We start from the raw sequence: 21,039 nt of genomic DNA on the forward strand, positions 1-21,039 counted from the left end.
CATGGACCCGGAGCTGATCGACGACTGCGTGCACTGCGGGTTCTGCCTGCCCACGTGCCCCACGTACGTGCTGTGGGGCGAGGAGATGGATTCCCCGCGCGGCCGCATCCACCTGATGAGCCAGCACGTCGAGGGCACTCCTGTGACGCCCGAGATGGCCGGGCACTTCGACGCGTGCCTGGGCTGCATGGCCTGCGTCACCGCCTGCCCGTCCGGGGTGCGCTACGACCGGCTGATCGAGCAGACGCGGGCCGAGGTGGAGCGCGTCCACGTCCGGGAGCCGCGTGAGCGGGCCGTGCGCGGCCTGGTGTTCAGCCTGTTCCCCTACCCGCGGCGGCTCGGGCTGACCAGGCCGCTGACGGGGCTGACGCGGCGGCTGGCGCCGTTCCTGGAGCGGGTGCATCCCGGCCTGGGGGCGATGGCCGCGCTCACGCCCCGCGTGGAGCGGCGGCAGCGCCTGCCGCGCCTGGTCCGCGCCAGGGGGCCGCGCCGGGCCGTCGTGGGCATGCTCACCGGCTGCGTGCAGCGGGAGTTCTTCCCGCAGGTGAACGCGGCCACCGCGCGGGTGCTGGCGCTGGAGGGCTGCGACGTGGTCGTCCCGGCGGGCCAGGGCTGCTGCGGCGCGCTCAGCGTCCACTCCGGCCGCGACGACCAGGCCAGGCGGCTGGCCCGCCGCACGGTCCGCGTTTTCGAACGGGCCGGCGTGGACACGGTGGTGGTCAACGCGGCCGGATGCGGCTCGTCGATGAAGGAGTACGGCGAGCTGCTCGGCACGGAGCCGCCTTTCCGGGTGCGCGACCTGTCGGAGTTCCTGGCCGAGCTGGGGCCGGTGGCGCCCCGGCATCCGCTGCCGGTCGTCGCGGCCTACCACGACGCCTGCCACCTGGCCCACGCGCAGGGCGTACGGGTCCAGCCGCGGGCTCTGCTGGCCGGCATCCCGGGGCTGGAGCTGCGCGAGGTGCCCGAGTCGGCCATCTGCTGCGGCTCGGCCGGCACGTACAACATCTTCCAGCCCGAGGCCGCCCGCGACCTCGGCGACCGCAAGGCCAAGGGGGTCGCCTCGACCGGCGCGGAGCTGCTGGTGTCGGCCAACCCCGGCTGCACGATGCAGATCGCCGCGGCAATGCGCCGGGCCGGCGCCACGATCCGGGTGGCGCACACGGCCGAGGTGCTGGACGCCTCGCTGCGCGGGGTGTCCCTGTGATCCGGGACGAGACGGGGAACGAGGGGGCGGGCGCGTGAGCGTGCAGTCGATCGATCGGGCGCTGGACGTGCTGGAGACCCTGGCCGAGCACGGCGGCGCGGCCGGTCTGTCGGAGATCGCCGCGAAGACCGGGCTGCCGTACGGGACCATCCACCGGCTGCTGCGCACCCTGCTGGCGCGCGGCTACGTGCGCCAGGAGTCCGACCGCCGCTACGCGCTCGGCGCGGGGCTGGTGCGGCTCGGCGGGGTGGCCGAGGGCATGGTGGGCGAGTGGGCGCGGCCCCACCTCGCGCGGATGGTGGAGCTGTCCGGCGAGACGGCGAACCTGGCCGTGCTGGAGGGCGACTTCGTCGTGTACGTGGCGCAGGTGCCGTCGCCGCGGCGGCTGCGGATGTTCGCCGAGGTGGGCAGGAGGGTGCTGCCGCACAGCACGGCCGTGGGCAAGGTGCTGCTGGCGGGACGCGGCGCGGAGGAGGCGGTGACGCTGCTGGAGCGCACCGGCATGCCGCGCCGCACGCCGAACACGATCACCGAGGCCGCCGCCATGCTGGCCGAGCTGGAGCGGGTCCGGGCGGCCGGCTACGCGATGGACCTGGGCGAGGAGGAGCTGGGCGTGCACTGCCTGGCCGTGCCCGTGAGCGACGGCGAGCGCGTGGTGGCCGCGATGTCGGTGTCCGGGCCGGCCGAGCGGATCGACGCGGTGGACCGGGAGGAGCTGGCCGAGGGCCTGCGGACCATCGCGCGCGCGTTCGGGACCGAACTGGCCCCGGTCACGACGGGCAGGTGACAGCGCGCCGGCTGTCGTGCTGCGCCGGTGGCGCGGGAATCCCCGGTTTCCTCCGGAGGAGCGCTTCAATACGGTTGAGGCATGTGCCGAAGCATCAAGACGCTGCGCCCGCCGTACACCGATGACGTGACCGAGGACGACGTGCGGGCCGCGGCGCTCCAGTACGTCCGCAAGATCTCCGGGTTCCGGTCGCCCGCCCCGCACAACGCGGAGGCGTTCGAGCGTGCCGTGGAGGAGATCACCCGGGCCTCGGAGGAGCTGCTGGGCGCGCTGAAGGTCCGCGGGGCCCGCTGACCCGTCCCGGCGAGTCGCGCGGAGGTCGTTGACAGCGGCCCCCGCCGGGAGAAGTGTCCCCGGTGTACCCCCATCGGACGCCAGGGAGCTGCCATGATCAGCGGGCTGTACCAGGGTCAGGACGGCGGATCGCGACTGGAGCTCCGGATCGACGTGGACGGGGCGCGGCCCACCGGCCGGGTGAGCGGGGACCTGTTCTCCGTGGCCGGCTCGACCACCACGTACGCCGGCTCGTTCGTGGTGCACTCCCCCACGGTGCGCGCGGAGGGCGACGAGGCGCGCATCGCCGGGCGGGGCGCGTTCACGTTCGACACGCCCGCCAGGGACGTGACGGTCACGCTCACCGGCGGCTCCGGCACGGCCGAGGTCGCCGGCCGGGTCTACCCCGTGGCGTTCGCCTCCGCGCACTTCCGGCAGGTGCTGCTGGAGGTGGACTCGGTCGCCGGGACGGTGCCGTTCGCCGGCTACCACACCGCGGCCCTGCCCGCCCCGGCCGGCTGCGCGCCGCGCGAGCTGAGCGTGGCCGCCGCCTACGCCGAGGCCGGCATCGGGCTGACCGTGGCCGAGCCGGGCGTCATCCCCGCCGACGGCGCCGGCGCCGACCTGGTCTGGGACGACGCCGAGCTGCACCACGCGATGACGCAGCAGTTCAGCCAGTTCGCCGACACGGTGGCCTGGCGGGTGTGGCTGCTGGTGGCCGGCCGGCACGTGGGCGGCTACCGGGGCATCATGTTCGACTACAACGACGCCCACCAGCGGCAGGGCTCCGCCGTCTTCTACGACGCGATCAGGGGCGACACGCCGCAGGCCCAGCGGGCGCAGCTGCGCACGTACGTCCACGAGCTCGGGCACGCGTTCAACCTGCTGCACTCCTGGCAGAAGAACCTGGGCAACCCGCCGCAGCCGCTCGGCCCCGACGGCGGCTTCGGCGACCTGTCCTGGATGAACTACGTCCAGAACTACCGCCCCGGCGGCGAGGCCGGCTACTGGGCGGCGTTCCCGTTCCAGTTCACCGACGCCGAGCTGGTGCACCTGCGCCACGGCTTCTACCGGGACGTGGCCATGGGCGCCAACGCCTTCGGCACCGGAGCGGCCGAGATCGCGCCGTTCGAGCAGCCGGTGGAGGACCTGTCCGGGCTGCGGCTGGAGGTGCGGGCCAAGGAGGGGTTCGGCTTCGGCGAGCCGGTGGTGGTGGAGCTGAAGCTGTCCGTCACGGGCGAGCCGCGCACCACCCACGGCCACCTGCATCCCGACACGGAGTTCACGCAGATCTGCGTCACGCAGCCGAGCGGCCGCACCCTCCTGTACCGGCCGATGATGCGCCACTGCGTGGACCACTCCACCGAGGTACGGCTCGACGCGGGCAGCCCGGCCCTGTACCGCAGCGCCTACATCGGGCACGGCCGTGACGGGCACTACTTCCAGCAGCCGGGTGAGTACCGGGTGCGCGGCCAGTACATCGGCGCCGACGGCTCGCGCATCGTCTCCGGCCCCTGCCTGGTGCGGGTGCGTTACCCGGCCGGCGCCGAGGACCACCGGGTCGCCGAGCTGATGCTCGGCGAGGAGCAGGGCAAGCTGTTCTCGCTGCTCGGCTCCGACTCGCCGGCGCTGCGCGCCGGCAACGAGGCGCTGGACGAGCTGATCGACCGGTACGGCACGCACCCCCTGACCGTGTACGCCCGGATGGTCAAGGGGCTCAACGCCGAGCGGGAGTTCAAGACGATCACGGCGGGCAAGCGGCTGCGGGTGCGGCCCCCGGACCCGGAGCAGGGCGTGCGGCAGCTGTCGGCGGTGGCCCGCGCGGCCGCGTCCGGCGGGCTCATCGACAACATCACGCTCAACATGGTGATGCGGCGGCTGGCCAGGGCCGAGGCGCGGCAGGGCGACCTGGACCGGGCCGGCGCCGTGATGGACCGGATGGTGACGATCTTCGAGGAGAAGGGCGTCAACCCGGTCGTGTTAGGCCAGATCAGGCGGCAGGCCGAGCTGACGAAGGCGGCGCTCGGCGCGGAGTCCTGACCTCGCCGCGCCGGGCGTTATGCGGATTTCTGGATGTTCTCTGTACACGCGACTCGCAATCTAGATCTTCAGCAAGCGCGTTTCGACAGAGCCAACAGAGCTCGGGTGCCACCTGGGACTCGTCCCCGGCACCCGTGGAAGGAATTCGCATGAGATCTAGAGGGATGCTCACGCTGGGCTTCGCCCTGTTAGTCGGCCTTGCATCGGGCCAGGCCGCGTCGGCCAGCACGACCTTCGCGCCGAAGACGGCGGTCGCCACGCCCACTCCCAGCGCCACTCCCACGACGACGTCCCCCGCGGAGGACGAGGGCGAGGGCGGCGACCCGGCGAACGAGGTGAACGTCCCGCTCGCCTCGACCCTGGCGGCGCCGAACTTCCAGATGCCCTTCCCCTGCGGCCAGTCGTGGACCGGCAACTCCAGCAACAGCAGCGCCCACAGGTCGTATGAGATCGACTGGAACCGGGGCAGCACGGCGGACGCCGACCTCGGTGACACCGTCGTGGCCGCGGCGGCGGGCACCGTGGTCATCTCGGCCCACCAGGGCTCGACCAACGGCTACGGCAACCTCGTCAAGATCGACCACGGGGGCGGATACACGTCCTTCTACGCGCACCTGAACTCGCGTGCCGTCTCCGCGGGCGCCCGGGTCTCCCAGGGCCAGAAGATCGGGACCCTCGGCAAGACCAGCAAGCCGGGCAACAACATCAGCCCGCACCTGCACTTCGAGATCCGCAACGGCACGTCCTACCCCTCCAACATCCGCAAGGCCGTCTTCAACGGGGTCACCTTCGGCTACCCGAACCAGACGCTGACCTCCAAGAACTGCGGCGGAGGCGGCAGCACCCCCGGCAACCCGCACACCGCGGCGTCCGTGTGCGGCAGCGGCTACAAGGTGATCGACTCGGCCGCGCTCGGCACGGCCGGAACCGTCTACCTGACGTACAACAGCAGCAGCAAGTCGAACTGCGTGGCGACGATCAAGAAGACCTCGCTCGGCACGAAGACCGCCGCCAGCGCCTACCTGGAGGTGCAGGGTAAGACCCGCGCCACCGACAGCGGCAGCTTCACCTACTACGCGGGCCCGGTGCGCGCCAGCGCGGCCGGCAAGTGCGTCAAGTGGGGCGGTAAGGCCGGAACGGCCACCTACAACAGCCCCTTCGAGCACTGCGGCTGATCTCCGACGGCCGCCCGCTCCGCTGGCGGGCGGCCGGGCTCCGGATCGCCTCGGAGCTTCGATGACCGGGTGAGGCTGGCCTCACCCGGCGCCCGCGAGGTACACCGGGGAGATGGCGCCGTACCTCGTGGGACCGGACGGGCTCCGTGTGGAGCCCGTGGAACTGCGTGTGGACACGGTCCACTGGCTGTTCGCGCGCATGATCGAGCCGGCGGCCAGGCCCGGCGAGATCTGGTACCGGGTCACCCGGCACGGCCACGCCCTCGGCATGGGCTACTACCAGCTCGACCAGCTCCAGGAACTCGTGGACCTGGCCGAGCTCCGCGCCCCGGCGGACGCCGGGGAGGAGACGGCCTGATCCCTGCCGGGGACCCTCAGCAGGACGACAGGATGCCCTGCATGGCGTCCTTCTCGCCCGAGGTCACCCACACGCCGTACTTCGCCTTCACGTCGATCTGACGGGCGATGTAGGCGCACCGGTACGCCTTGCGCGGGGGCAGCCAGGTGGCGGCGTCGGAGTCGCTCTTCTGGTTGTTCAGCGGGCCGTCGACCGCGAGCAGGTTGAGCGGGTCGTTGGCGAACTCCTTGCGCTTGGCGGCCGTCCACTGCTGGGCGCCCTTCTGCCAGGCGTCGGAGAGCGGCACCAGGTGGTCGATCTGCACCGCGGTGCTGGTGTCCTGGCCGCGCTTGAAGGTGATGGTCTTCCCGCTGTACGGGTCGTCCAGGACGCCGCTGAGCACGATGCAGTCGTGCGTTCCGGCCTTGAACTTCTCCTCGCGCAGGTCCCGCTTCAGGATGTCGTTGCGGGTGTCGCAGCCGTTGTGGTCCACATCCGACCACGCGGGGCCGAACTTCTCCCGCTCGAACCCGGTCCGCGGAGCCCGCCCCTTGACCTCCAGCTTGCCGAGCTTCTTCCGCGCCTCGCCGACGTCCGCCTTGTCGGACTTCGAGGACGTGGACGACGAGGTGTCCGCCCCCGTCCGGGCCGATAACCCACCACATCCGGCAAGTGCCACCACTGCGGCCATTCCGACCAAACCCGCACGCACCCGCACGTCCCCACCCCAGACTTCAGAATTGTGTAAAGCCTAGGTATAGCAATTACCCCTAATTGCCCAAGTATCCCGCCATGGCATTAAGGAGCCGTTCCGCCAGGTGCGCGGCGTACGAGGCGCGGACCGGCACGTCCGCCCCGTGCCCGTCAGCCGTGCGGGCGGGCGCGGGCCGCTCCCGCCCGGACGGCTGCAGAAAGAACCCCCCAGCTCGCGCCGGCGGGAGAGGCAGGGGGCGGTTCGCCATGGCCGGGGCGAATCCATACCCTGGACAGGGTGGAGGACGTCGTAGACCTCGACGAAGTTCCGCCGGCCGCGCTCTTCGCCGAAGACCGGGGCGAGCTGGACCTTCTCGAAGCGATCGAGCTCACACTCGTGCGGGTCGACACCGGGACGACCCGCCGCGAGCGGCTCCGCCACGGCCTCGGCCACGCCTGCCGAACGCGTCACCCGCACCGCCTCCGCCACCCGGGACCCGTCCGGGCCCGGAGCCTCGGCCGCCGGCCGGAAGCCGTCGGAGGCTGCCAGGAACCTCGCGCCCCCGTCGGCCGCGCGCCGTGCCCGCGCCTCAGCGCACGCCACCGCCGCCGGCTCGTCGCCCGGCACGTGGAGACCGCCCAGGACCCGGCCCGCGCCGAGCGACGGCCACAGCCGCGCGGACCGCGCCGGGTCGGCCAGCTCGGCCTGAACCCCTCACGCCTCGGCCCGGCGCTCGGGGGTGGTGGCCACGTCCGGTCCGCCGACCCGGTCGAAGCAGGGCCGCCCGCCGAGGGTCAGCCCGCCGTACTCGCGGACCGTGTACGCGGCGAACTCCGTCATGGCCTTCGACGGGTCGGTCCGGAAGACCGGGCCGGGGGCGTGGGAGCCGGAGCCCCCGGGGGCGTGGAGCGGGCCCTGCTCGACGACGGTGACGCCGGTCCGGCCGCGTTCGGTGAGCTCGTCGGCCAGGGCACAGCCGACGATGCCGGATCCGTGGATCATCAGACGCGGCCGGCCCACCATGCGTCCTCTGGGTTCTTATTACGCAGCAAGCGCCGGATCAGCCGGCGACGATGGCTCGCGAACAAGGCCGCCGGCCGCTGCGGGCCGTCAGGAGCGGCCGTAGGAGTCCTCAAGTCGCTCGATGTCGTCCTCGTCGAAGTGGCCGAACGCGATCTCCAGAATGCGCGTGGCCGGGCCGGACGAGCTCAGCCGGTGGGTCTGGCCGCGCCGGATCAGGATGCGCTCGCCCACCTCGGGCTCCAGGCGCTTGCCGTCGACCTCGAACACGCTGCCCGGGTCGAGCGCCACCCACAGCTCGTCGCGGTGCTCGTGCCGCTGGAGGCTGAGCCGCTCCCCGGGCAGGACTTCGATGATCTTCACGGTGGACGGCTCGTTGAGCGTGAACCGCTCGAAGCCGCCCCACGGGCGCTCGTCCCGGATGACCGCGGCCAGCCTGTCGATGTCCTGCATCGTCCCCTCCACGTCTGTCGCGCGGGCAGTGCCCCCCGCGCGAGGTCTCACGGCATCGGAGAGGGCCCGGGGCGCGTCGCGGGCCGTTCTCCGATCCGGAGCGCAAGTTACCAGGTGATCCATTCGCACGCCCCGGCGGATCACCCTCACCGGACCACCCGACCGCGACCACGACCCGGGCGCCCGTGCGCGGGCGCCCGAGTCCGCGTGACCTCGGCTAGAGGCCGTACTCCTTCACGATGCGCTCGTGCCGCTCCACCTCGACGTCGACCTCGCGCGCCAGGTCGAGCCAGGCCAGCGGGTGCGACCAGCGCTCGGTGGCGTCGTCGAGCAGGGCGTCGACCTCGACCGCCGACACACCGGGCGGGACCGCCACCCAGCCGAAGACGCCGGGCAGCGGCTCGCCGCTGGTGGGGTGGGTGATCGTGTAGTTGTCGTCGCTGTAGACCCACATCGGCCAGCCGCGCTCGGCCATGACCTCGGTGAACTCCGCCCAGTCCTCCTCGCTCGGCGCGGCGCCGTCGAAGAAGTAGCTGGTGTAGCCGCCGGGCCGCAGGATGCGCACCGCCGCGAACGGGGGCACGAAGTTCTGCGCCTCCTGGGGGTCGTCCGGGACCGGCTCCAGCAGCTGCGGGTCGAACACCACGAGGTCGCCCGCGTTGTAGTCCATGCCGCGCGGCTGCGGCAGGGCGAGCCGGGCGGTGGCCGGGCCGGTGCGGATGGACAGCACCTGGCGCTGGCCGCCGTCGGGCGCGGGGAGGATGACCCGGATGAGGCCCATCTCCTCCTCGATCGGCCCCGTGGTCGTCTTGATCGGCATGCCGATCTTGGCCGCGCCCTTGCGGACGGTGTCCCAGTCCTCGGCGGAGGTGGCCATGACGACCATGCGCCAGGTGTCCTCCTCGGTGAGCTCGTCGAGGATGGCGAGCAGCGCCTGGGCGCCCTTGGCGTTGTCGTCGAGCTGCTGGGCGGCGGCGGCGACGATCCGGCGGCCCTCGATGCCCGAGCCGGCCGCGACGGCGTGCTCGGCGGCCTCCAGCGCCTCCGGCCAGCGCTCGCGGGCCATGTGCAGGCGGGCCAGCGTGAGCTGCTGCTGGTCGTGCGGGAGCATCGCGGCCATCTGCTCCAGCCGCTCGTCCTGGCGGGCCTCGACGAGCAGCGTGGTCAGGTAGGCGATGTCGTCGGCGTCGGCGGTCGCGACGTCGCCCTCGTCGACGAGCAGCTTCCAGTAGATGTCGGCGCCCGTGGCGGGGTAGCCGAGGTAGCCGAGCGTGGTGGCGTGCCGGCGGGTGGTCTCGAGGTCCTGGCCGGACAGCGGCGAGAGCCAGCCGGCCCAGCGCTCGGGGTCGGCGTTGTGGCCGTCGGCGGCGTCGAAGTAGGCGACGCGCTCGGCGACGGGGCCCGGCGCGGGCGGCTCGGGGGTCGCGTCGGCGGCGGCGCGCAGGGCCGCGATCCGCTCGGCCAGGCCGGTGCTGTCGCGCAGCTCGACCGTGCCGGACTCGGCGAGGCCGGCCAGCAGCCGGGCCTGCCACACGCCCTGCCGGGCGATGGCCAGGTCACCGGCGATCAGGGCCAGCTCGACGCGGGAGCGGTAGCCGCCCATCATGCCGAAGTAGTCGATCCACTGGCGGATCACCCGGCCGAGCTGCCAGGTGTTGGTGATCTGGGAGGAGCCGGCCAGCAGGCTGACGGCGCGGGTCCACTCGACCCAGTCGCCCGGGTGCTCGCCCACCACGTCGAGGTCGGGCAGCGCGTCGACGGCCTCGGCGACGCGACCCAGCGTGGCCAGGATGAGCGCGCGGCGCACACCGTCGCGGTGGGGCTTGGCCACCGGGTCGTCGGCCTGGAAGTCGGCGGCGGCCTGGAGCGCGTTCAGCGCGTCCTCGGCGCGGCCGGCGGCGAGCAGCGCGCGGGCGCTCTCCGCGCCCAGCTCCCAGGTCGCCTGGCGGCCGGCGGCGCTCAGCCGCTCGACGGCGGCCTCGGCGTAGGAGACGGCCTCGTCCGCCCGGCCCGCGTCGGTGAGGGCCGAGACGTACTGCGTGACCAGCCCGGTGTAGACCGGGCCGGCCGGGTCGGCGGCCTCGATGGCCGCGCCGAGCCTCTCCAGGCGCTGGGGCGCGTAGCCCGGGCCGTCGGCGTTGGCCCAGGCGAGCGCGAGTGCCTCGACGGCCGCCGGGGCCGCCGGACAGTCGCGGACGTCTTCGCGCTCGGCGAACGCGAGAAGCTGCTCGGCGTCGCCGACCGCGACCGCGCCCTGGGCGCGGTCGCCCACGCGGCCGATCAGGTGCCAGTAGCGGGCGTAGAACTCCAGCCAGGGCAACTCCAGGGTCTCCGCCTGCTGCGCGATGGCCGGAGCCATGACGTCGAGCTGCGGGTACCGGCCCTCGTAGGCCTGTGCGGGGAGGTCTCCCAGCGCCATGGCGAGGCCCACGTTGCCCGCCTCAGAAAGCTGCTGCTGGGTATCGCCGACCCAGGCCCAGATGTCCACGTCCATGGCAAGCCAGTCTGCCAGGTCAACGAGCCTGCCCAAAACGCAGAAGCTCGATGAGCTCGTCCGATTCGTCACTGTTCAGCACGGAAAAAACCGGTGCCAGGAGATCGTCCGTCGTGTCCTCCACGGCCGCTCGGCGCGCGACGAGCTCCGGCCCCGGCTGCGGATACGGCTCCGGCCACTGGAAGAACGCGGCCATCGCCTCACCGGTCACCTGGCCGAACGGGGATCCGTCGTGCCCGGCGGCGAGCATCGCGTCGAGGGGGTCCATGCCCGCCGCGATCACCGCGTTGGCGTGCAGGCCGCCGCGCAGCTCGCGGACGACGTGCATGAGGTGCGCCGCCCGCGCGGGCGGATCGTCCGGCAGGGGTACGGCCCGCCATCCGGCGAACAGCGGCGCCCCGGGCGCGGGGGCGTGCTCGACGACCCGTTCGAGCAGCTCGGCGATCCGGCCGCAGCCGTCGTGGTCGCCGAGCCGGCGCCGCCCCCAGGCGTGGCACGCGCCGGCGTAGAGCGCGACGGCCTCGCCGACGGGCAGCCGGCGCCCGCCGTTCCAGCTCTCCTCGACGTGGGCGCGCGGGAAGAACACGGCGACCGAGGCGACGACGTCGGCAGCGCACTCGCCGAGCACCCCGCAGCGGCCCCGGAAGTACAGCTCGCGGGCGCCCAGGCCGAGCTTCTCGCACAGCGCCTTGGCCTCGCGCGAGACCATGAAGCCGCCGCCGTACTGACCGATGGGTCCCTTCACCAGCCGCGCGGTGGTACGTGGATCCGCCATGGTCCACCCCTCTCGGTTCGAAAAGTGAACCGAGCATCCCTCAGGAGAACATCATTCTGCAAGCATCAGCTCCCCCGCCGCGACGATGACCGCCGGGCCCGCCAGGTAGCTCGTCTCGACGCCCAGCGTGACGGTCAGCGTGCCGCCCGGCACCTCGACGGTCCAGGTGCCGGTGATGTCGCCGCTCAGCGCCGCCGCCGCCACGGCCGTCGCGACCGCGCCGGTGCCGCACGAGCGGGTCTCGGCCGAGCCGCGCTCGTACACGCGCATGACCGCGCGCGCCGGGCCCACCGGGTTGAACAGCTCGATGTTGACGCCGCCGGGGAAGATCGACGTGTCGAAGGCCGGCTGGTGGCTGAGGTCGAGCTGGACCACCGGCTCGCCGGTGGCGCAGGCCAGGTGCGGGTTGCCCATGTCGATGTGCAGGCCCTCGAACTCCTGGCCCGCCACGGTGGCGACGCTGCGGCCGTGCACGACGGGCAGGCCCATGTCGACCGTCACGTCCCCGGAGACGTCGAGGGCCACCCTCCGGACCCCGCCCCTGGTCGCGACGGCGAACTCGCCCGGCTCGGCCAGGCCGGCGTCGACGAGGTAGCGGGCGAAGACGCGCGTGCCGTTGCCGCACATCTCGGCCGCGTGGCCGTCGGCGTTGCGGTAGTCCATGAACCACTCGGCCTCGCCCGCCAGGTCGGACACCTCCGGGCTGAGCTTGGTCCGGACCACGCGGAGCACGCCGTCGGCGCCGATGCCGGCGCGCCTGTCGCAGATGGTCGCCACGAGCGAAGCCGGCAGGTCCAGCTCGCCGTCGTGATCGGGCAGGATGACGAAGTCGTTCTCGGTGCCGTGCCCCTTGAGAAAGCGCATTGAGCAATTTTATGCCCAGCCCGGGGACCAGCTGTTCAGCGGCCCGCGCCGGGGCGCGCGGCGGGACCCGCGCGCCCCTGGCTTCCGCCGACGGTTCGCCGCCCGGTCAGGGCGTGCCTCCGGCCGGCCGGTCGTAGACGCCGACCGCCCACCTGCCCGGCCGCTCGCCGACCAGGGCGGACAGCCGTTCGCGCACTCTGGGGCGCATCAGCGCCCGGGCCTGGACCGACTCGTCGTCACAGCCCTTCGACCTGGACTCGGGGGCCGGCCTGCAGTCTGTGAGAGCCTTCGCCGCCTCCCGCACCGGAGCGTCAGCCGGGAAGACCCAGACCTGCAGGGACTGCGGACCCTTCAGCCAGCCGGAGGGCGCCGAGAGCTCGTCGTGGTGCCCGCCCCCTCTTCCCGTGCACCGCCCGGCCGTACCGCCCGTCTCACCGCCCTTGAGCGGAAGCACCGTGACCACCCAGGCCCGGGGATCGTCACAGACGACCTTGTACCCGGTGGAGAAGCTGGTCGGAGCGAAGGTCACCGTCCGGCCGACGCCCGTCGTCGCGAACCGCTCGGAGTGGAGGAGGGGGAGGTCGTACTCCTCGGCCCCCAGCACCACGTGGAACTCCCCGGGCAGCTCCGGGCCCGTCTTGACCTGGGCCATGTCCACCGGACGCTGCGCGACCGCCGCATGCTGCGCCCGGGGTGGCCCCGCCACCAGGCCGTTCACCAGTCCCGCGGCGGTGACGGCCAGCGCCGTCGCCGTCACGGCCGTCGCCGCACGCCGGGTACGCCGCATGCGGCGGCCCCGCCGTACGATCGCGTCGAGTTGGGGGGACGGCTCGCCGCCGGTCCGGTGCCGGGCGTGCTCGGCCAGGAAGTCGCGCAGGTCGCTCTCGGTGTGCCTCATCGCTGGACCCTCTCCAGGTTCATGGTCTGAATGTCCGGATCGACGCGGAGACGGGTGAGGGCCCGGCTCAGCTGGCTCTTCACCGCTCCGAGTGAGCAGCCGACGATGTCGGCGACCTGGGTGAGCGTCCGTCCCTCGAAGTAGTGCAGGACGATCACCGCGCGCTGGCGTGGGGAGAGGGTGCCGATCGCGCTCCACAGCGCCGTCCGGTCGTCCACCTCGGCGGCCCGGTCACGGGTGTCGGCCGTCTCGGGGACGCTCTCGGCCGGGACCTCGCGGCGCCAGCGCCGGCGCCACCACGAGGCGTGGGTGTTCACGATGATGCGATAGACGTACGGATCGGGGTTGCCCTCGATCCGCCGCCAGGCGACCCACGCCTTCGCCAGTGCCGTCTGCACCAGGTCCTCGGCCGTGCCCCAGTCCCGGGCGAGGAGGTAGGCCATACGGCACAGCCGTAAGTGCCGGTGTGCCACGTATGCGGCGAACTCTTCGTCCATCCACCTTCTCCGTATCGTCGTCTCCGGCGATGACTACCGCCTGGGAGGCGCGTTCGGATGACAGGTGTCCCGGACGAGATTCCGTGGGTGCGGGCTCTCAGGCCGTGGCGCCGCCCGCGATGAGCGACAGGGAGCGGTCGAGCAGGTCGGGTGCGTCGTACGGCAGCCAGCGGACCCGCGGGTCACGGCGGAACCACGACTCCTGGCGGCGGGCGAAGCGCCTGGTGGCCCGGACCGTCTCGGCGAACGCCTGCTCCTCCGTCCACTCCCCCTCCAGGAAGCGCAGCACCTGGGCGTACCCGAGGGCGCGGCTCGCCGTGCGGCCCCGCGCGAGCCCCCGGTCGAGCAGGCCCCGCACCTCCGCCACCAGGCCGGCCGCCCACATGCGCTCCACCCGCAGGGCGATCCGCTCGTCCAGCTCGGGCCTCGGCACCTCCAGCCCGATCTGCACGCAGGGGTAGACCCCCTCGTAGGACGGCATGGTCGCCGAGAACGGCCGGCCGGAGTGCTCGATCACCTCCAGCGCGCGCACGATGCGACGGCCGTTGCTGGGCAGGATCGCCGCGGCGGCGACCGGGTCCTCGCGCGTCAGCCGCTCGTACAGCGGCGCGGGCCCCGTCTCGGCCAGCTCCGCCTCCAGACGGGCCCTGATCGCCGGGTCGGTGCCGGGGAACTCCAGGTCGTCGACGGCCGCCCGCACGTAGAGGCCGCTGCCGCCGACCAGCACGGGCACCGCCAGCGCGTCGAGCAGCGCCCTGGCCAGCTTCTGGTACTCGGCGACACTCGCCGTGACCGTGACGTCCCAGATGTCCAGCAGATGGTGGGGGACGCCGCGCCACTCCTCCGGGGTCAGCTTGGCCGTGCCGATGTCCATGCCCCGGTAGAGCTGCATGGAGTCGGCGTTGACGCATTCGCCCCCCAACCGCAGGGCGATGTCCACGGCGAGGTCGGACTTCCCGGCGGCCGTAGGACCGACGACGGCGATGACTGGCTGCTGGCGCACACCGATAAGTGTGTCAACTGTCGGGGTATGGGATGACCGACGGCCCCCGGCACCGTCCGGGGGATCACTGATCGGGGGATCAGATGTCCATCATCGAGAAGATCAAGGACATGTTCGGGGCGCACGGCAAGCACCACCAGGTACCCCAGCAGGGCGATCCGATGGAGGGCCTGCGCGACCGCCCGGCCGACGCGACGGGCGGCACCACGAGCGGCCCCACCGGCGGCACCACGGGCGGCCCCAGGGGCACCACCGCGGGCCCCGGCCAGGACCTGGGCGACGAGGACGGCCCCGCCGAGGGCACCGAGGGCTGACCCTCGGCCCCGGGACGGCCGAGCCGGCGGAGCGGGCTAGAGGTCCAGCAGCATCGGCTGCAGGTAGCCCTCGTGGGTCAGCAGCCGGCGTTTCGTCTCCACGCCCTCGCCGCCGCTGAACCCGCCCAGCCCGTTGCCCGCGATCACGCGGTGGCAGGGCACCACGATCGGGATCGGGTTGGAGCCCATGATGGAGCCGATCCCGCGGGCCGGCACGGCCGAACCGCTGCGCGCGGCCAGCTCCCCGTACGTCACGGCCGTGCCGTAGGGCACCCGGTGGAGCGCCTGGAGCACCACCCGCCGCGCGCCCGAGGTCAGCCGCCAGTCGATCGGGGTCTCGAAGACCCGGAGCTCTCCGGCGAAATAAGCGTTCAGCTCGGAGACCACCAAGGCCGTACGATCCGGGTCATGAACCTCAGCCAGGCCGGGCCCCAGGCGCTCGTGCGCCGCCATGGCCCTGCCCCAACCGAGGGCGACGAGCCCCTCCTCGGTGACGGCGGGCACCAGCGTCCCCACCGGGGTCGACACCTCGGCGAACGCCACTGTGGTCATCATGTCCTCGCGTGAACTCGTGGTGCTCGGCACCTCCAGCGCCGTGCCTACCCGTCACCGTAACCACAATGGGTAGAAATTTCTTTCGAGTTACACCAACGGACGAGCCGGTGATGAGCTGCGGAGGCGTCTCGAAATGGGCAGACTGTAGGTGTGAATTCTCGGTCTCGATACGCAAGCCGCCGGTCGTATCTCGTTCCAGCTCGTCTCGACGAGCTGGTCGGGCCGGTCGCTGGCGTGGTGGAGCTGCCCACCCACCTCGACTGGTCGGAGCAGCGGGTTTACGACCTGGATGACGATGCCCAACTGGGCCTCATGTACGAGCGTGTCATCCGTGAGGCGGCTCACATCGACGACCTACGCACCTACCTGAACGCTTCAATCCTGATCCGCGTCTGGCCGCGCCTTTTCCTCCCCGTCCTGGCGAGGCAGACATGGGAAGCCCGCTTCCGTCATCTGGTGCGGGCCGCGTAGCCACCATGGACCCTCTGCACGTACGGGCAACCAAGATCGGGTTGATGGCGACCGAGCGTTTCGGCTTCGCACTCGCAGGCGGTTATGCCGTGCAAGCTCACGGGTTCCTCACCCGGCGTTCAGAGGATGTTGATCTCTTCACGTCGGCCGGAGGAGACTTCGACCTCGCAGTGCGCGCTGCCTTGACGGCATACCGAGAAGCCGGCATGAAGGCTGAGATCACCCAGGAGGGTCCCGGCTTCGCCCGCCTTTTGGTCATTGACGATGTGGGGCGTTCCGCGAAGGTCGAAATGGCAGTCGACTGGCGCGCCCATCCACCGGTCCGTTTGGAGATCGGCCCTGTTCTGCACCAGGACGACGCTGTCGCGAACAAGGTGGCCGCCCTCTACAGCCGGGCCGAAGTCCGTGACTTCGTCGACGTCGACGCGGTGCTGCGCAGTGGCCGTTACACCATGGACGAGCTGAGCCGACTCGCTGCCGAAGCTGATCCAGGGTTCGACAAGGCCATGTTCGCGATAGCTCTATCCGCTCTCAGACGGATCCCTGATCAAGCACTCGCTCACCACGGCCTGACGGCCGACGACATCACAGAGCTCCGCGAGCGTTTCCAGCGCTGGGAACAGTATGTCGACGCCGAGCATTCCTGATGCCGCGTCGCTTGGGGCAGGAATCGCCACATAGCCGCATCGAGCGTCTAGCATCACGCTCGTGTCAAATCGCGAGCTCGTAGTCCTCGGCACCTCCAGCGCCGTGCCTACCCGTCACCGTAACCACAATGGGTACTTTCTGCGATGGGACGGTCAGGGCTACCTGTTCGACCCGGGCGAGGGCACGCAGCGGCAGATGGCGTACGCCGGGCTGAGCGCGAGCGACGTGCACTGGCTGTGCCTGACCCACTTCCACGGCGACCACTGCCTCGGCGTGCCCGGCGTCGTCCAGCGCATCGCCCGCGACAAGGTGCGCCACCCGGTACGGGCCCTGTTCCCCGCCTCCGGACGTACCTACTGGCAGCGACTGCGTCACGCCGCCGCCTTCGCCGACACCGACGTCATCGCCGAGCACCCCCTCGACGGCGACCACGCCGTCCTGGGGCAGCTCACCGCCCGCCGCCTGTCGCACCCCGTCGAGTCCTACGGCTACCGCCTCCAGGAGCCCACCGGCCGGCGCATGCTGCCCGACCGGCTGGCCGCCCACGGCATCCGCGGCGCGGAGATCGGCGAGCTGCAGCGCACCGGGTCGGTCCGCGGCGTCACCCTCGACGAGTGCAGCGTCGTCCGGCCGGGCCAGAGCTTCGCCTTCATCATGGACACCCGCCTGTGCGACGCCGTCTACGAGCTGGCCGACCGCACCGACCTGCTCGTCGTCGAGTCCACGTTCCTGTCGGCCGAGGAGTCGCTCGCGCGGGAGTACGGCCACCTCACCGCCGAGCAGGCCGGGCTCGTCGCCGCCCGCGCGGGCGCCCGCTGCCTGGTCCTCACCCACTTCTCGGAGCGGTACGGCTTCGCCGACGAGCCGGTCTTCCTCGCCGAGGCGCGCCGCCACTACGACGGCGACGTCGTCCTCGCCCGTGACCTGACGACCGTCCCCGTCCCCCGCCGCCCCCGCCACCTGACCGTCCGGTGACGGCGGGCCCTCACCGGTGTGCCGGTCAGCCGCCCTGCGACCAGGCGGCCACGGGGAGCGAGAGGTAGACGCCGAAGTCGTCCAGCCCGGTCGCGGCGGCGATGCCCTCGTGCAGCAGGTCAACGCGTTCCTGACGGTTCGCGGCCCTGCTCTCGAACCACTTCGACCGCACCTCGATCACGACGTCCAGGCCGCCGCGGTCCAGCGGGCCGTACGGCCGGAACCTCAGGTCCACGTCCCCGGGCCGCAGGTCGCCGTCATAGGGCTCCTCGGGGCACTCCACAGCCTTCGACACCAGGTGCGGCAGCGCCGAAGCGAGCTCGCGCAGCCTGGATTCGGCGACGTGCGGGGCGTAGGTGATCGCGACGAGCGGCATAACGTCAACCTAGCGCCGCGCGCGCGAGCGCGGCGCCGCGACCAGGGTCAGGCCCGGGGCAGCCGTGGTCAGGTCCAGGTGGCCACGAAGTAGCCGACGCCGTAGGGGGCCGCATCGGCCAGCAGCCGCCCCTTGAGCCCTCCTCCGGAGCCTTCCCGGCCCGCCGCGCCCGCGAGGACCTGGAGGGCGGCGCGCCCGGCCACCCACAGCCCCGCGGCCTCCCCCGGGTCGAGCTGGGCGAGCGCCGCCGCGTCGGCGTCGGCCACCGCCCGGACGACGAGGTCGTTGTACGGCTCGGCGGCCGGGTCGTGGTAGCCCGGCGACTTCGGGGTCAGCCGGGCGGAGCCGTCGGCCATGACCAGCAGCGCCACCCTGCCCTCCCGCGCCAGCGTCTCCCCCAGCGCCAGGCATCCGGCCGGCTCCGCGTCGAACGCTACAGCCTCGAACCCGTCCGCCCGCCGCTCGCCCAGCAACCGGCGGCCGATGGTCAGCGACAGCGGCAGCACCGGCTCGCCCTCGCCCACGGTGACGTCCACGCCCCAGGGCCGGAGGGTGCCCGCCGACCGGCCGCCGTACGAACCGGCCGACTCGGCTCCGCCCACCACGACGAGCCGGTCGGGGGCGGCGGCGTCGAGCTCGGCGAGCGCCTCCCGGCAGGCCGCGCGCAGGCCGTCCAGCTCGTGGGCGGCCGCGCCGGCCAGCTCGGGGACGATCAAGGGCGGATGCGGGCAGACCGCCGCGGCGACAAGCACACGCCCAGCGTATGCCCACCCGTACGCCCCCGTAGGCACGGGACAGAGCGCAGGGGGCGGTCACGCGTACGGGTCGCGGCCCTCGGCGATGGCCTGGATGAGGCGCTTCGTGTAGGCGTGCGCCGCCCCGTGGAGCCCGTGGCCGAAGCTGACCCGGGCCACGCCCAGCTCCGCGAGCCGGGACAGAGGAGGGGCGCCCGGCCGGAACAGGACGTTGACCGGCGCGCCGACCTCCGCGACCAGGCGCTCGATCTCCTTCTCGTCGTTCGCCCCGATCGGGTAGACGCAGTCGGCGCCCGCGTCGAGGTAGCGCCGCGCGCGCCGCACGGCCTCCTGACGGGTGCCGTCGCCGGCGAGGTACGTGTCCACCCGCGCGTTGATCACCAGTCGCGGCCCGGCGGCGGCCCGCACCCCGGCCAGGAACTCCGCCTGCCGGCCCGGATCGACCAGCTCGCCGGTACGCGGGTCGGAGTCCTCCAGGTTGCAGCCCACGGCCCCGGCGGCCAGCAGCCGCTCCACCAGCTCGGCCGGCGGCAGGCCGTAGCCGCGCTCGACGTCGGCGGTGACCGGGACCGGGACGGCCCTGGCGATGCGGCCGATCGCGGCCATCATCTCGGCGGCGGGCGTCCCCTCGCCGTCCTCGTACCCGAGGACCGGCGCGACGGCGGCGCTGCCCGTGGCCACCACGGGGAACCCGGCCTCGACCACGGCCCGCGCCGAGGCCGCGTCCCAGGCGTTCGGCAGGACCAGCGGGTCGCCCGGCACGTGCAGGCTCCGCAGCAGGGTCGCGGCCTCCCCCTGGGCAGGCGGCCGGTCGTCGCCGACGGTCTCTTCGTCGCTCGTCATAGGGCCGACCCTAGGGCGGCGGCGGACCGGGTCACAGGTCCACTGGGAGCGCGAAGGGCCGAACCAGTTCGGGGAGGGGAAGCGTCAGCAGCCGCTCGTGGCGCACTGGCCCGCGACCTGACCGGCCGGGCCGTCCGCGGCGCCGTCGGAGGGGTCGGCCGGCTGGTTCTGCACCGGCTTGGCCGGCGAGTCCGTGGGCTTCTTCGCCGAACCCGTGGCCGTCTTGCTGTCCTTGCCGGCCGCGCCCGTGTCCGTCGTACCGGAGTCGATGCCGGAGTCGGCGCCGGGGTCCGCGGCCGAGTCGGTGCCGGTAGTGGCGGTGCCCGAGTCCGCGTCCGCGGCCGTGCCCCCGTCGCCGGGGTCGTCCGTGACCGCGTCGCCCATGGAGGCTTCCTCGTCGCCCGCCAGGCCGGCGTCGGCCTCCGGGGAGCCCTTCTGGGCGGGCCCGCTCTGCTGCGTGGCCGGTGAGCCGCCGCCCGCGAGGGCGAACCCGACGCCGCCCGCCCCGAGCACCGCCACGAGTGCGGACGCGGCGATGAGGATGGTCTTGCGGCTCTTACGGGTGGTACGAGCAGACCTGGGCGGTCTGGGGTCGTCGCCCGGTCCTGCGAGGATCTCCTGGCGATCCGGCTCGTTCGGATCTTGCATGGTGCCACAACTCCCTGCGGTCGTATCGGGAAAGCTCGCCGGCTTCCGCGGGTGATGGACCACACTAGCGGCATCAGTGGAATGCTCGCGCACCATTCACAGCATCAATCACAAAGGAATCACGACTTGTCCCGCCTTGAGTGCATTCGCGCAGGTAGTCAGGACCGGATGGCGCCGGCGGCGAGTGTGGCCGGAGTGCTCATGATCGCCGGAATGGGGGTTCTGCTGGCATTCATCGGCACGCCACGGCCCGTCCAGAAAAGCGCATCGTCAAATGATCAGAAAAGCCGGCTTACCGCTGTCTCCAGCCTTCCGGCGCCTCCCCGGGCCCGCGCGCCGAGGCCCGGCGGCTGGCCGACGGACTGGGCGAACGGCTGGGGGAACGGCCGGCCGGGACAGGTGCCCGGCCCCACCCCGGCGCTCGCCCGGGCCCCGGGCGCTCTGGACCCGGACAGCTGGCTCGAACCCGTCCGCCCGCCGGCCCGACACCGGGACCGGGCACCGCAGCCGCAACCGCCCATGCTGGGACTCCCGCCGGTGATGTCCCCCTGGGTCACGCCGGCGCAGTCCCCCCGGCAGCCCGCTCCCGCCCCCCGCCCGGGGACCGCCCTCCCCGAGGCCCTGGACAGCCGTCAGGAGACCGCCCCATCCGGGCCGGTGCCGTCCCCGTCTCCGCAGACGGACGACTCGCAAGGCGAGACCTCGACGCCCGCCGCGCGGGTGGCCGCGTCGCCCGCTCCGGCCGCGCCCCCACACCCCCGTACGCTTCCCGCGCCCGCCGCCGAGCCGGACGTCCCGGCCGGACCCGCCGAGCGCCGCCGGCAGGAGCCGGAAACGGCGAGCGCCGTCACCGGCGACCCGCTTCCCGCACCGGACCCGTGCGCCACCTTCCCCGACTTCCGCCGGGACTACTGCTACCGCCTCCTCGGCGGCCGGTGAC

General features: G+C 72.9%; 26 protein-coding genes. 11 read left to right on the plus strand and 15 right to left on the minus strand.

What is annotated here, in order from left to right; translation table 11 throughout:
• Position 1 precedes the first annotated feature (1 nt).
• The 6 genes from MTP10_RS17030 to MTP10_RS17055 all read left to right on the plus strand — a co-directional run bounded on the left by MTP10_RS17030 (position 2) and on the right by MTP10_RS17055 (position 5,837).
• On the plus strand, positions 2–1,204 hold the full coding sequence (locus MTP10_RS17030; RefSeq protein ID WP_310710422.1) for a heterodisulfide reductase-related iron-sulfur binding cluster: 1,203 nt from the start codon (positions 2–4) through the stop codon (positions 1,202–1,204).
• 40 nt (positions 1,205–1,244) lie between these two features.
• Positions 1,245–1,991: an IclR family transcriptional regulator gene (locus MTP10_RS17035; protein ID WP_310710543.1), complete on the plus strand. Its 747-nt coding sequence runs from the start codon at positions 1,245–1,247 to the stop codon at positions 1,989–1,991.
• An 81-nt stretch (positions 1,992–2,072) separates the two neighbouring features.
• A complete protein-coding gene (locus MTP10_RS17040; protein ID WP_310710423.1) occupies positions 2,073–2,285 on the plus strand; it encodes a DUF2277 domain-containing protein in 213 nt (70 codons plus the stop codon).
• A 93-nt stretch (positions 2,286–2,378) separates the two neighbouring features.
• A complete protein-coding gene (locus tag MTP10_RS17045) occupies positions 2,379–4,304 on the plus strand; it encodes a hypothetical protein (RefSeq protein ID WP_310710424.1) in 1,926 nt (641 codons plus the stop codon).
• 149 nt (positions 4,305–4,453) lie between these two features.
• Positions 4,454–5,479, plus strand: coding sequence for a M23 family metallopeptidase (locus MTP10_RS17050; protein WP_310710425.1), 1,026 nt, complete (start codon positions 4,454–4,456; stop codon positions 5,477–5,479).
• A 157-nt stretch (positions 5,480–5,636) separates the two neighbouring features.
• Complete coding sequence (locus tag MTP10_RS17055; protein ID WP_310710426.1) at positions 5,637–5,837, plus strand: hypothetical protein; 201 nt, start codon at positions 5,637–5,639, stop codon at positions 5,835–5,837.
• Between the two features lie 16 nt (positions 5,838–5,853).
• Here MTP10_RS17055 and MTP10_RS17060 read toward each other — a convergent pair whose 3' ends face one another.
• The 10 genes from MTP10_RS17060 to miaA form a co-directional block, all read right to left on the minus strand.
• A complete protein-coding gene (locus tag MTP10_RS17060) occupies positions 5,854–6,507 on the minus strand; it encodes an HNH endonuclease family protein (protein ID WP_310710427.1) in 654 nt (217 codons plus the stop codon).
• A 60-nt stretch (positions 6,508–6,567) separates the two neighbouring features.
• Positions 6,568–7,137, minus strand: coding sequence for a hypothetical protein (locus tag MTP10_RS17065; protein ID WP_310710428.1), 570 nt, complete (start codon positions 7,135–7,137; stop codon positions 6,568–6,570).
• A gap of 87 nt (positions 7,138–7,224) precedes the next feature.
• Entirely contained in the window at positions 7,225–7,512 is a 288-nt protein-coding gene (locus MTP10_RS17070; protein WP_310710430.1) for an FAD-dependent oxidoreductase, read from the minus strand.
• Positions 7,513–7,620: 108 nt separating this feature from the next.
• The gene (locus MTP10_RS17075) at positions 7,621–7,983 is read right to left on the minus strand and encodes a phosphomannose isomerase type II C-terminal cupin domain (protein ID WP_310710431.1); all 363 of its coding nucleotides are present in this window, start codon (positions 7,981–7,983) and stop codon (positions 7,621–7,623) included.
• A 217-nt stretch (positions 7,984–8,200) separates the two neighbouring features.
• Complete coding sequence (locus tag MTP10_RS17080; protein ID WP_310710432.1) at positions 8,201–10,477, minus strand: tetratricopeptide repeat protein; 2,277 nt, start codon at positions 10,475–10,477, stop codon at positions 8,201–8,203.
• 19 nt (positions 10,478–10,496) lie between these two features.
• Entirely contained in the window at positions 10,497–11,252 is a 756-nt protein-coding gene (locus tag MTP10_RS17085) for an SCO6745 family protein (protein ID WP_310710433.1), read from the minus strand.
• Between the two features lie 51 nt (positions 11,253–11,303).
• Positions 11,304–12,116: a diaminopimelate epimerase gene (dapF, locus tag MTP10_RS17090; protein ID WP_310710434.1), complete on the minus strand. Its 813-nt coding sequence runs from the start codon at positions 12,114–12,116 to the stop codon at positions 11,304–11,306.
• 106 nt (positions 12,117–12,222) lie between these two features.
• A complete protein-coding gene (locus MTP10_RS17095) occupies positions 12,223–13,014 on the minus strand; it encodes a hypothetical protein (RefSeq protein WP_310710435.1) in 792 nt (263 codons plus the stop codon).
• Entirely contained in the window at positions 13,011–13,511 is a 501-nt protein-coding gene (locus MTP10_RS17100) for a SigE family RNA polymerase sigma factor (protein ID WP_310710436.1), read from the minus strand. The genes MTP10_RS17095 and MTP10_RS17100 overlap by 4 nt, the downstream gene beginning before the upstream one ends.
• 97 nt (positions 13,512–13,608) lie before the next feature.
• A complete protein-coding gene (gene miaA, locus MTP10_RS17105) occupies positions 13,609–14,514 on the minus strand; it encodes a tRNA (adenosine(37)-N6)-dimethylallyltransferase MiaA (protein ID WP_310710437.1) in 906 nt (301 codons plus the stop codon).
• A gap of 83 nt (positions 14,515–14,597) precedes the next feature.
• On the opposite strand from miaA, the gene MTP10_RS17110 reads away from it, so the two are divergent.
• A complete protein-coding gene (locus MTP10_RS17110) occupies positions 14,598–14,828 on the plus strand; it encodes a hypothetical protein (RefSeq protein ID WP_310710439.1) in 231 nt (76 codons plus the stop codon).
• A 36-nt stretch (positions 14,829–14,864) separates the two neighbouring features.
• Here MTP10_RS17110 and MTP10_RS17115 read toward each other — a convergent pair whose 3' ends face one another.
• Positions 14,865–15,383 carry a methylated-DNA--[protein]-cysteine S-methyltransferase gene (locus MTP10_RS17115; RefSeq protein ID WP_310710440.1) on the minus strand — a complete coding sequence of 173 codons (519 nt, stop codon included), beginning with the start codon at positions 15,381–15,383 and terminating at the stop codon, positions 14,865–14,867.
• A 237-nt stretch (positions 15,384–15,620) separates the two neighbouring features.
• Here MTP10_RS17115 and MTP10_RS17120 point away from each other — a divergent pair, with 237 nt between their 5' ends.
• The 3 genes from MTP10_RS17120 to MTP10_RS17130 all read left to right on the plus strand — a co-directional run bounded on the left by MTP10_RS17120 (position 15,621) and on the right by MTP10_RS17130 (position 17,477).
• Positions 15,621–15,854 carry a hypothetical protein gene (locus tag MTP10_RS17120; protein ID WP_310710442.1) on the plus strand — a complete coding sequence of 78 codons (234 nt, stop codon included), beginning with the start codon at positions 15,621–15,623 and terminating at the stop codon, positions 15,852–15,854.
• A gap of 44 nt (positions 15,855–15,898) precedes the next feature.
• Complete coding sequence (locus MTP10_RS17125) at positions 15,899–16,501, plus strand: nucleotidyl transferase AbiEii/AbiGii toxin family protein (RefSeq protein ID WP_310710444.1); 603 nt, start codon at positions 15,899–15,901, stop codon at positions 16,499–16,501.
• Positions 16,502–16,562: 61 nt separating this feature from the next.
• Positions 16,563–17,477: a ribonuclease Z gene (locus tag MTP10_RS17130; protein WP_310710446.1), complete on the plus strand. Its 915-nt coding sequence runs from the start codon at positions 16,563–16,565 to the stop codon at positions 17,475–17,477.
• Between the two features lie 25 nt (positions 17,478–17,502).
• Here the strand turns inward: MTP10_RS17130 and MTP10_RS17135 are convergent, their stop codons facing one another.
• From MTP10_RS17135 to MTP10_RS17150, 4 genes are all read right to left on the minus strand, one after another.
• On the minus strand, positions 17,503–17,853 hold the full coding sequence (locus MTP10_RS17135) for a hypothetical protein (RefSeq protein ID WP_310710448.1): 351 nt from the start codon (positions 17,851–17,853) through the stop codon (positions 17,503–17,505).
• Between the two features lie 68 nt (positions 17,854–17,921).
• The gene (locus tag MTP10_RS17140; RefSeq protein WP_310710450.1) at positions 17,922–18,605 is read right to left on the minus strand and encodes a hypothetical protein; all 684 of its coding nucleotides are present in this window, start codon (positions 18,603–18,605) and stop codon (positions 17,922–17,924) included.
• A gap of 60 nt (positions 18,606–18,665) precedes the next feature.
• Positions 18,666–19,451, minus strand: a complete 786-nt coding sequence (locus MTP10_RS17145) for an isocitrate lyase/phosphoenolpyruvate mutase family protein (protein ID WP_310710451.1) — start codon at positions 19,449–19,451, stop codon at positions 18,666–18,668.
• 84 nt (positions 19,452–19,535) lie between these two features.
• Positions 19,536–20,099, minus strand: a complete 564-nt coding sequence (locus MTP10_RS17150) for a hypothetical protein (protein ID WP_310710452.1) — start codon at positions 20,097–20,099, stop codon at positions 19,536–19,538.
• Between the two features lie 540 nt (positions 20,100–20,639).
• Here MTP10_RS17150 and MTP10_RS17155 point away from each other — a divergent pair.
• Positions 20,640–21,038, plus strand: a complete 399-nt coding sequence (locus MTP10_RS17155; protein ID WP_310710453.1) for a hypothetical protein — start codon at positions 20,640–20,642, stop codon at positions 21,036–21,038.
• Position 21,039 lies beyond the last annotated feature (1 nt).

This window comes from Nonomuraea sp. 3-1Str (assembly GCF_031570565.1).
GTDB lineage: Bacteria > Actinomycetota > Actinomycetes > Streptosporangiales > Streptosporangiaceae > Nonomuraea.